At 67.9% G+C, this 9,721-nt stretch carries 10 protein-coding genes and 1 pseudogene; 4 read left to right on the top strand and 7 right to left on the bottom strand.

Going from position 1 to position 9,721, the window contains the following annotated elements; translation table 11 throughout:
* A pseudogene (locus AC1DRE_RS23270) lies at nucleotides 1–339 on the bottom strand (hypothetical protein); the annotation flags it as partial.
* 133 nt (nucleotides 340–472) lie between these two features.
* Between AC1DRE_RS23270 and AC1DRE_RS23265 the strand changes: the two are divergent.
* A complete protein-coding gene (locus tag AC1DRE_RS23265) occupies nucleotides 473–1,360 on the top strand; it encodes a DUF4031 domain-containing protein (protein ID WP_476986851.1) in 888 nt (295 codons plus the stop codon).
* Entirely contained in the window at nucleotides 1,357–2,109 is a 753-nt protein-coding gene (locus tag AC1DRE_RS23260) for a 2-phosphosulfolactate phosphatase (RefSeq protein WP_476986850.1), read from the top strand. The genes AC1DRE_RS23265 and AC1DRE_RS23260 overlap by 4 nt, the downstream gene beginning before the upstream one ends.
* Before the next feature lie 31 nt (nucleotides 2,110–2,140).
* Here the strand turns inward: AC1DRE_RS23260 and AC1DRE_RS23255 are convergent, their stop codons facing one another.
* Complete coding sequence (locus tag AC1DRE_RS23255; RefSeq protein WP_476986849.1) at nucleotides 2,141–2,647, bottom strand: SRPBCC family protein; 507 nt, start codon at nucleotides 2,645–2,647, stop codon at nucleotides 2,141–2,143.
* A gap of 168 nt (nucleotides 2,648–2,815) precedes the next feature.
* On the bottom strand, nucleotides 2,816–3,217 hold the full coding sequence (locus AC1DRE_RS23250; protein ID WP_364123974.1) for a YccF domain-containing protein: 402 nt from the start codon (nucleotides 3,215–3,217) through the stop codon (nucleotides 2,816–2,818).
* A 249-nt stretch (nucleotides 3,218–3,466) separates the two neighbouring features.
* Between AC1DRE_RS23250 and AC1DRE_RS23245 the strand changes: the two genes are divergently transcribed.
* A complete protein-coding gene (locus AC1DRE_RS23245) occupies nucleotides 3,467–4,483 on the top strand; it encodes a magnesium and cobalt transport protein CorA (protein ID WP_476986848.1) in 1,017 nt (338 codons plus the stop codon).
* Between the two features lie 24 nt (nucleotides 4,484–4,507).
* Here AC1DRE_RS23245 and AC1DRE_RS23240 read toward each other — a convergent pair whose 3' ends face one another.
* The 3 genes from AC1DRE_RS23240 to AC1DRE_RS23230 all read right to left on the bottom strand — a co-directional run bounded on the left by AC1DRE_RS23240 (nucleotide 4,508) and on the right by AC1DRE_RS23230 (nucleotide 6,926).
* Entirely contained in the window at nucleotides 4,508–5,053 is a 546-nt protein-coding gene (locus AC1DRE_RS23240) for a YceI family protein (protein ID WP_476986847.1), read from the bottom strand.
* 124 nt (nucleotides 5,054–5,177) lie between these two features.
* Nucleotides 5,178–6,242: an LLM class flavin-dependent oxidoreductase gene (locus AC1DRE_RS23235; protein WP_476986846.1), complete on the bottom strand. Its 1,065-nt coding sequence runs from the start codon at nucleotides 6,240–6,242 to the stop codon at nucleotides 5,178–5,180.
* Between the two features lie 72 nt (nucleotides 6,243–6,314).
* The gene (locus AC1DRE_RS23230) at nucleotides 6,315–6,926 is read right to left on the bottom strand and encodes a phosphoribosylanthranilate isomerase (RefSeq protein ID WP_476986845.1); all 612 of its coding nucleotides are present in this window, start codon (nucleotides 6,924–6,926) and stop codon (nucleotides 6,315–6,317) included.
* Nucleotides 6,927–7,067: 141 nt separating this feature from the next.
* Between AC1DRE_RS23230 and AC1DRE_RS23225 the strand changes: the two genes are divergently transcribed.
* Complete coding sequence (locus AC1DRE_RS23225; RefSeq protein WP_476986844.1) at nucleotides 7,068–7,721, top strand: HutD/Ves family protein; 654 nt, start codon at nucleotides 7,068–7,070, stop codon at nucleotides 7,719–7,721.
* A 26-nt stretch (nucleotides 7,722–7,747) separates the two neighbouring features.
* Here the strand turns inward: AC1DRE_RS23225 and AC1DRE_RS23220 are convergent, their stop codons facing one another.
* Nucleotides 7,748–9,715 carry a glycogen debranching N-terminal domain-containing protein gene (locus tag AC1DRE_RS23220; protein WP_476986843.1) on the bottom strand — a complete coding sequence of 656 codons (1,968 nt, stop codon included), beginning with the start codon at nucleotides 9,713–9,715 and terminating at the stop codon, nucleotides 7,748–7,750.
* Nucleotides 9,716–9,721: the final 6 nt, after the last annotated feature.

Here is a 9,721-nt window from a genome sequence, read left to right as displayed (position 1 = left end):
GCTGCGGTCCACGGCCCCGGCCGACACGATCTGCAGGTACTCGACGGCCCGGGAGATCTCCTCGACCGTGTCGGCGAAGTCCGCGGCCTCGCGGAAGCCGAGCAGCGCGGCGTCGTCGACCGCCGTCGAACTCAAGGTCCTGAGCAGCTCAAGGCACCGCGCCAGCTCACCGGACCCGCCGTCGGACGCTGCTTCAAGAGGATGCTGGGGTGCCGCGGGGACACTGCGCAGGCCCCGGCCGCGCGCGGCTGGCGTTTGAAGTGAAGGAAGCTGAACAGCAGCAGCATCAGCGGGCAGCTCGGCCCACCGCAACGCCCCTCCTGATGCAGAATCCCCCATGGCTTCCATGAACTAAGTCTGCCGCGGGGGTCAGACATTTAAAGGCTAGCCGCTAGGGCAGCGGAACCCGCCAGCCGTGTCAGCCCAACTTCGGCGCCAGCCGCCCGGATCCCCTCGGCACTAGACTTCCCTCATGGCCGTCTACCTCGATCCGCCGCTCTGGCCAGCCCACGGAACCCACTTTTCGCACCTCATCTCGGACACGTCCATCGAGGAGCTGCACAGCTTCGCGGTCGCCGCCGGCATTCCGGAAAGGGCGTTCGACGGGGACCACTACGACGTCTCCGAAGCCCGGTATGACGCGCTCGTGGCGGCCGGCGCCGTTCCCGTGGAGGCCCGGGTCCTGGTCCGTAAACTGATCGCCAGCGGCCTCCGCATCCCGGCCCGCGAGCGCGGCAAGGCCCTTAAGGTGCCGCTGCTGAACCGCTGGAACGCCGTGCTGCCCGGCCACGATGCCCTGTTCCTGGACCTCCTGGACCGCTGGGGCGAGGAGCACCGCAAGTACCACGGCCGCACCCACCTGCTGTCCGTCCTCGAGGCCCTGGACCTGCTCACCGAACCTGCGGATCCGCCCCGCACCGTAGTCCTTGCCGCGTGGTTCCACGACGCTGTGTACCGCGGTATCGCCGGCCAGGACGAGGAGGAATCAGCCAGGCTTGCCGAGGACCGGCTCCTGCATGCGGGCCTGTCCGAGGACGAGGCGTACGAGGTGGGGCGGCTGGTCCGGCTCACTGCCGACCACCGCCCGGATGCAGGGGACGACGACGGCGCCCTCCTCTGCGACGCGGATCTTTCCGTGCTCGGCGGCGAACCAAAGGCCTACGGCCGCTACCTCAGTGCCGTCCGGGAAGACTTCGCCCACATCGGCGACGCCGACTTCGCGGCCGGGCGGGCCGCCGTCGTCCGTCACCTGCTGGAACTGGACCCGCTGTTCAACACAGCCCGCGGCCGGGAACTCTGGCTGGATTCCGCCCGACGCAACCTCAACGGCGAGCTCAACCCCGAAGACAGCCCGGCGTGAGCGAGGTTCCCGCCGCGCACCGGCAACTGCCGTTTACGGTCCGCTTCGACTGGGGGTACGACGGCGCCCTGGCCGTGGCGCCCGGGGCCGAACTGGCCGTGGTGGTGGACGTCCTGTGTTTCACCACGTGCGTGAGCATTGCCGTGGACCGCGGCGCCGAGGTGTTTCCTTACCGCTGGAACGACAGCACGGCCGCTGATTTCGCCACGCAGCAGGAGGCAGTGCTGGCCGGCCGTCGCGGCGGCAACGGCGTGAGCCTGTCGCCCGCGAGCCTGCGGGACGCGCCCGCCCTGGACCGTGTGGTGCTGCCGTCGCCCAACGGCTCGGCACTTGCCCACTCGCTGGCGGGAACGGTGCCGCGGGTGGCCGCGGTGTGCCTCCGTAACGCCCGCGCCACGGCGGACTGGGCCACCCGGAACCTTCCGCCGGCGGCCGTGGTCGCCGTCATCGCGGCCGGTGAAAAATGGCCCGACGGCGGACTCCGCCCGGCGCTCGAGGACCAGTTGGGTGCGGGTGCTTTCCTGGCCTCGCTGCCTGAGCACCGCAGGGCAGGTTTCTCCCCTGAAGCCCGGTGGGCCATGGACGCCTTCGCCGCGGCCGGGCCTCTCCTCAACGAGACACTGCTGGAATGCTCCAGCGGACGGGAACTGGTTTTCGGCGGCTACCAGGTGGACGTGGAGATCGCGTCGGAACTCAACCGGAGCGCCGCCGTCGCACTTCTCGACGGCGGCGCGTTCCGCCGGGCATAAAGGCGCGTAGGGCAGCCAAAAAGGGATCTGCTCAGGCGGCGCTGCCGAGGTGCTCTGCCAAACGGTCGAACGACTCGCCCCAGCCCCCGCCATGCCCGTCGCGGTTCTCCGCAGTGTCGAAGGGTCCCTGGGTGAACGTCATCCGGGTCGTGGCCGGGCCGGTTTCCTCGAGTTCAAAGGTCACTTCCGTTTCGAAGCCCCGGGTGCCGTCCGCGTTGTCCCAGGCATGGGTGAACACGAGCCGGCGCGGGGGATCGATTTCGGTGTTGACCCCGCTCCACCAGAGCCTCTCGCCGGTCTCTTCCCTGACCATGCAGGCGCGGTACATGCCGCCCACTTCGAAGTCGGCTTCGATGGTCTCCCGCGGCGCGTGAAAGCCGCGCGGACCCCACCACACCGGAGCCTGGTCCGGGTCCGTGAGGGCGGACCACACGACGCCGATGGGGGCGGCGAAGTCGCGGGTGATGACCAGCATCGCGTCGTCCGGCGCCGACTGCTGCGCTGATATTGCCGTTGGGGATCCTGCTTTGTCATCCATTTGGGTCATCCTCGGTTTCCTGGGATTGGATTCTCTTGAGGTGCGTGTCCAGGCGGTCGAAGCTGGAGTCCCAGAAGCTGCGGTACGTTTCCATCCACGAAGTGGCCTCCTGGAGGGGCCCGGCTTCAAGGCGGCTGGACCGCCATTGCGCGGAGCGGCTGCGGGATATTAGCGGTAGCTGGTGACGAACGGCCGGTCCGTCGGCACGATCTGCTTGCCGAGGGGCATCAGCGAGACCGGGATGAGCTTCAGGTTGGCGATGGCCAGCGGGATGCCAATGATGGTGATGGCCATGGCGAACGCCGTCACCACGTGGCCGATCGCAATCCAGATTCCTGCGACCAGCAGCCAGATCACGTTTCCCAGCAACGCAAACACGCCGTTGCCGCCCGGCTTGTCCACCACCATGCGGCCAAAGGGCCAGAGGGTGTAGGACGCAATCCGGAACGACGCGATTCCCCACGGAATGGTCACGATGAGCAGGCAGCAGATGATCCCCGCGAGGAAATACCCGAGTGCCAGCCAGAGTCCGCCGAATACCAGCCAAATGATGTTGAGCAATGTCTTCATACCGCCATTCTCCCCCGCGCCCGCCCGATCCGGCCTCGGGGATTGCCCTGAAAACGCCCCTGAAACCGGGCCGTTGTACCGGGCCGCCCGGCCTGGGCCACGTACCGGGTCCCGGCCGGGCCCCGGTCTTTACGAAATCCTTATGTTGGCATGGCGTCGCTTCACGGCAGCAGTGGCGCATACTGTTGGCAGCTTGCCGGGTAAGGCCACCGTCAGGCCCATTGGCCTTCCGGAGAAGGAGACGCAGCCGTGACCATCGTTGATAACGCCGTCTATGTGAATGGCCGTCGGACCACCGACCCGGAAGGGCTGGAGGAGACCTACTTCCTGCTGCGGCAGCGTCAGGGGATGGCCTGGATCGGGCTGTACCGGCCGGACTCGCAGGAACTGCGTTCCGTGGCGGATGAGTTCGACCTCAGCCACCTGGCCGTGGAAGACGCCCTGACCGGACACCAGCGCGCGAAACTTGAGCACTACGGCGAGACCCTTTTCCTGGTGCTCCGCCCGGCGCGCTACCTCGACGACGTCGAAAAGGTTGAGTTCGGTGAGATCCACGTTTTCGTGGGACCGGATTTCGTAGTCACGGTCCGCCACGCCGAGTCTCCGGACCTTGCCCGCGTCCGACGGAGGATGGAATCCCAGCCGGAGTTCCTGGCCCTGGGGCCGGACGCCGTGCTGTACGCCATCCTGGACCAGGTGGTGGATGAGTATGAGCCGGTGGTGGCCGGGCTGGAAAACGACATCGACGAGATCGAGGATGACCTCTTCGGCGGAGACCCGGACGTGTCGCGCCGGATCTATGAACTCTCCCGTCAGGTCATCATGTTCCAGCGCGGGACCAGTCCGCTGGCGGGAATCCTGCAGGCCCTGCTCACCGGAACACCGGAGCACCGCCCCGGCACGGAACTGCAGGACCACCTGCGCGACGTCCTGGACCACGTCCTGCGGCTGGGTGAACGGACCACTTCCTTCAGGGCCCTCCTCCAGAACGCGCTCACGGTCAACGCCGCCCTGGTGGCCCAGCGCCAGAACGATGAGATGCGGCGCCTGACGGAATCCAGCTTCGCGCAGAGCGAGCAGGTCAAACGCATTTCCTCCTGGGCCGCCATCCTCTTCGCCCCCACCCTGGTGGGCACCATCTACGGAATGAACTTCCGCACCATGCCCGAGCTCGACTGGATCTTCGGATACCCCATGGCCCTTGGCCTGATGGCGGGCATGGGCGTGGTCCTGTACGCGGCGTTCAAACACAACAAATGGATCTGACCGCAGGCCACCTCCTCGCGGACCCTAGTCCTTTTTGACCAGGGCTGCCTCCACGTTGATCTTGACCTTGTCGCTGACCAGCAACCCGCCGGCTTCGAGGGCGGCGTTCCACGTCAGTCCGAACTCCTTGCGGCTGATTTCGGCCTCGGCGCTGAATCCTGCCCGAGTGGCGCCAAACGGATCAACCGCCACGCCGCTGAACTCCACTTCGAGTTCCACGGGCTTGGTGACGCCGCGGATGGTGAGGTCGCCGGTAACGGTGTAGTCCTCGCCGTCGCCTTCGATGCCCGTGGCCCGGAACGTCATCTCCGGGTAGTTTTCGACGTCGAAGAAGTCCGCCCCGCGCACATGGGCATCGCGGTTCGCGTCGCCGGAGTCGAAGCTTGCCGTTTTCACCGTGGCGTGCAGGCTGGAAGCCGCCAACGACTGGCCCACATGCGCATCCGCCGAGGCGTCGGTGAACCGGCCGCGGACTTTGCTGATGCCGGCATGGCGGACCGAGAACCCAATTTCACTGTGGGACATGTCGAGGGTCCAGATGCCGGGGGTAATGCCTTGGGGAAGAGTCACAACGGGTCTCCTTCGACTGGGTTGGCGGGCTTTGGACCGCCGGTTCTTCGGGGTGCTCCCCAGCTGAATGCTAGCGAACACACATAGCCACGGCTAGCCTCCCGCGAAACGGCAGGACAGCCCGCTAAGCCCCGGTTTTCGCGCCGTGCGCGGCGGCCGCGGACCACTTGGGCTGCCAGCCGATGGCGGGCGCTATATGGCGGGCAATGTTGCCCAGGAGCTTGGCGTTGAAGTCCACGCCCAGCTGATTGGGGACCGTGAGCAGGAGTGTGTCGGCGGCCTGCACCGCGGCGTCTGCCGCCAACTCCTCGGCGATCGCTTCCGGCTCGCCCACGTAGCTCTTCCCGAATCTCGCCACGAGCCCGTCGATGACGCCCACTTGGTCACGCCTTTCCCGCAGGGCGCTGAGCCCGAAGTACCGGCGGTCCTCGTCGTCCACGATCGGCAGCACGCTGCGGCTGACCGACACCCGTGGCGTGTGCTGATGGCCTGCCTCGGCCCAGGCGCTGCGGAACATGCTGATCTGCTCCGCCTGAAGCTGGTCGAACGGCACACCGGTGTCTTCGGTCAGGAGGGTGGAACTCATCAGGTTCATCCCCTGTTCAGCCGTCCACACTGCGGTGGCGCGGGAGCCGGCGCCCCACCAGACCCGGCGGGCAAGATCCGGCGAGTTCGGCTGGACCGGCAATTTGCCCGTTCCTCCGCCGAAGCGGGGATCGCCCTCGGCCACTCCGGCGCCGGTGATGGCGTGCCGGAACACTGCGGCATGCCGGCGGGCCATGTCCGCAGGAGTCTCTCCTTCGGCCGGGACATGGCCAAACACGGCGGCGCCGTCCCTGGCAGGTTCCGGTGAACCGCGGCTGATTCCCAGCTGCAGCCTGCCGCCGCTGATCAGGTCCGTGGCAGATGCTTCCTCCGCCATGTACAGGGGGTTCTCGTACCGCATGTCGATCACGCCCGTCCCCATTTCGATCCTGCTGGTGCGGGCGGCGATCGCGGCCAGCAAAGGGAACGGCGAGGCCTGCTGCCGGGCGAAGTGATGCACGCGGAAGAAGGCGCCGTCGATCCCCAGCTCCTCGGCGGCCACAGCCAGCTCGATGCCCTGCAGCAGGGCCTCCCGGGCGGTCTGCGTCCGGGACCCCTCAACGTTGCCCCAGTGGCCGAAGGAAAGAAATCCGATGCGCTTCATGACTGCGGCAACAAGAATCCGGCACTCTTCATTCCGGCCGTCCCCGGCCGTCCGCGGACGGCCGCGGCCGCGCTAGGCCTTCGCTGTGCTTGCCTTCGCCGCCAGGACGAAGGCCCTGATCTTCGCGAGGTCCTTCACCCCGCGGGAACTTTCGACGCCGGAGGAGACATCCACTCCCCAGGCACCGGCTTCCTTCGCGGCCATAGCGACGTTGACGGGGTCAAGGCCGCCGGCAAGCAGCCAGTTCCGCCCGCCCAGCCCCTTGGCCTGCACCGAACCGTAGTCCCAGGCCTCGCCGGAACCGGGCACGGCGGCGTCAATCAGCAGCAGTTCCTCGCCCCAACTGCCAAACGCTTCCGGGGAGGCACCCATGGTGACTGCCCTGATGACCTTCATGCCGGCGTCGTGCGCTGCCTTGACGTCCTCCGGGGTGCGGTCGCCATGGAGCTGGATCCACTCCAGGCCCGCCTCGCGGGCGACGGCGACGGCGTCCGCCACCGGCTCGTGGCGGAACACGCCCACTGCCGGCGTGCCGGCCGGAACGTGGACCAAGAGCTCCCGGGCCCGGGCAGGAGTGACCTCCCGCGGACTTTTGGTCAGGACGAATCCGACGGCGTCCGCACCGGCCCCCGCCGCTTCCAGGACAGACTCCGGCGTACTCAGGCCACACACCTTGACGAACATCCTTGGCTCCTCCTGCGAAATTTTTCCTCCACCTGACGTTAGCAAGCCCGTCCTGCCCGCGCCGAGGTTACGCCAGGCGAAGCTTCCCGGTGGTCGTGTTCATGTGGGCGTGGCCTGCCGTACGGCCGATAGGCTGGGCGCATGGAGATCATCCGCTATGCCGAACTCAGAGCCGAACCGTGGCGCAACAGCGGCGGGGTAACCCGCGAACTGGCCAGCCATCCGAAGGCGGCTTCCGCCCAGGACGGCGCCTGGGACTGGCGCGTCAGCATCGCCGAGGTGTCCAAGGCCGGTGCCTTTTCCGCCTTTCCCGGCATGGACCGCGTGCTGACCGTGATCGACGGCGAACTCCTGCTCCTGACCGTGGACGGCGCCGAACACCCGCTGGAGAAGTACCGGCCGTTCCGGTTCTCCGGCGAAGCCGACACAGCCAGCGCACTGCCCACCGGCGACATCCGCGACCTCAACGTGATCACCCGGAACGGTGCGTTCAAGGGGTACACGTCCATCATCGAGCTCTCCAAGAAACGTGCCCACCCTGTGTTCGAGGGCCAGTTGGGCGTCCTGCTGCAGGGCCAGGCCACGGTCAGCCCGGGTACCGCCGGTGATGCAGCCGCTGCCGAGTCCGGAGCCGCCGGTTCCGGCGAAGGCGACGCGCCCGAAGCAGTCCCGGACTCCGCCAAGCCGGAGACGCTGGGCCGCTACGACGCCGTCGTCGGCTCCGACTCCCGGACACCAGAGATCCTTGGCCGGGGATTCCTGGCCGTCGTGTCGATCGACCGGGTTACCGGCTAGCAGCAGCGTTACCGTCCGACGGTGCGTTACCGTCCGACGGTGGTGCCGGCCGACTGCAGGAGTTCCTCCCGCGCCGGCCCCACGGGTGTGAGGGCCGCGGCAATCACCACGGAACTTGCCGAGGCCCAGGCCTGCGGACGGCAGCTCGCGGGAAACGGCACTGGCGTGCGCATGGTGTCCGAGCCGTGGCCGCCGAAGAGTTCGGGCAGCCGCCAGTCGTTGGCCTCTGCCACCTGCAACAGCCCGGCCGCGAGCTGCGCCGCTTCAGCCGGGAAGCCGTCGGCCAGCATGCCGCTGATGATCAGGGCCGTGTCATGGCTCCAGACCGCGCCGGCGTGGTAGCGGGTGGGCCAGTAACCGCCGTTAGTGGTGGACAGCGTCCGCACTCCGTAGCCGGAAAACATGGTGGGGTCCATAACGCGGCGCACCACGATGAGCTGCTCTTCCTCGTTCAGGATCCCGGTGCCGAGCAGGTGCCCCATGTTGGAGGTCACGCCGTCCACCGGGCGCTTGTCAGCGTCCAGGGCGAGCGCCGGGTACGGGCCGAGCTCGTCCTCGCACCAGAACTGCGCGCGGAAGCGTTCGGCCATACCGGCTGCATAGTGGCGCCATTCCACCGCTCCCGGACGTCCGAAGGCCTCAAGGATTTCCGCGCCCACCATGGCGGCCTCGTACGCGTAGGCCTGGACCTCGGCCAGCGCGATGGGCCCCTTCGCGAGCGAGCCGTCGTGCCAGCGGATGGCGTCGCCCGAGTCCTTCCAGCCCTGGTTCACCAAGCCGGTCCCGGACTCGTCCAGGTATTCCAGGAAGCCGTCACCGTCCAGGTCGCCGTGGTCGCGGAGCCATTCGAGGGCATCCAGCAGGTTGGGCAGCAGTTCCTCCACCTCGGTGTCCGGCAGGCCGGCCTTCCAGGCATCGTGCAGGAGGCAGATCCACAGCGGCGTGGCATCAATGGTGCCGTAGTACACCGGCGGCAGGCGCAGGGCCTGGCCGCTCTCGGCCATGGTCAGGACGGTCCGCCGGACCTCGTGCAGGATCTTCCCGGGCTGGACGGCCGTGGTGTGGTCCGTCCCGGTGCCCTGCCGGCCCGCGAGGGCACGGAGTGTTCCGCCGGCAATGGCGGTGTTGATCGGCAGCAGCATGCGGGCCGCAATGATCGAGTCGCGGCCGAACATGGTGAAGAACCACGGGGCCCCGGCTGCCAGGAACGTGTCATGCGGATGCGAATAGTGCGCCAGGCGCAGGCTGTTGAGATCGCTGACGGACCGTTCCAGGAGCCGGTCCAGCCGGGGATCGTCCGACGCCGGAGCAACGATGGGCTCCCCGTCCGCCGCGAGCATCGGCGAGTCCGCGTCGGTCAGGTCCACGGCCCAGCCCAGCTGGACGGGCACTCCCGGCTTCACTTCCACGGCCCAGTCGATGGTCACCTTGCTGCCACGCATGCTGACGGTTCCGTTGTCCGCGGTCAGGGTCAGCGTGGTGTCCGTGTCACGCCAGGACCACATGGGCGCCTGCGGTTCCACAGGGGCGTGGCCGCGCCCGCCCTGCTTGACCTGCTCCATGGTGGTGTTGTCCGCGCCGAGGGTCAGCCGGACGTTCAAGGTCACCGGCTGCAGCATGGCCGATTCGAGGCGCAGCGTCTCCGCCACCGTCCCGGAGCAGCCGGTGAGCGTCTCGGCGGTGTCGCCCGCGCGGAGACGGCTGGACGCGGCCGTGCGCGTGCGCACCAAGGAGAGCAGGGGGTCGGCCACCTCGGCGTCCGCGCGCACAAAGTAGATGTAGTCGGTTTCCGTGGAGGATCGCAGCTGGGTCGACACCCATTCCGGCTCCCGCCCGTCCACGGTGAGGACCGCGGTGTTGATCACCCGGTCATCGCCGCAATAGATCCCCTGCGCCCCGGCATGCCGGATCTGCCCGTGCGCGTCGGACCACGCCTGGATCGGGGCGCTGAAGACGCCGGAGAGATTGTGCAGGTATGGCTGTTCAGAGGCCAAGGATAA

This window comes from Arthrobacter sp. P4_H3 (genome assembly GCF_056400885.1).
Note: the sequence above shows the minus strand (reverse complement) of the source record. Positions and strands in the feature narration are given on the sequence as shown.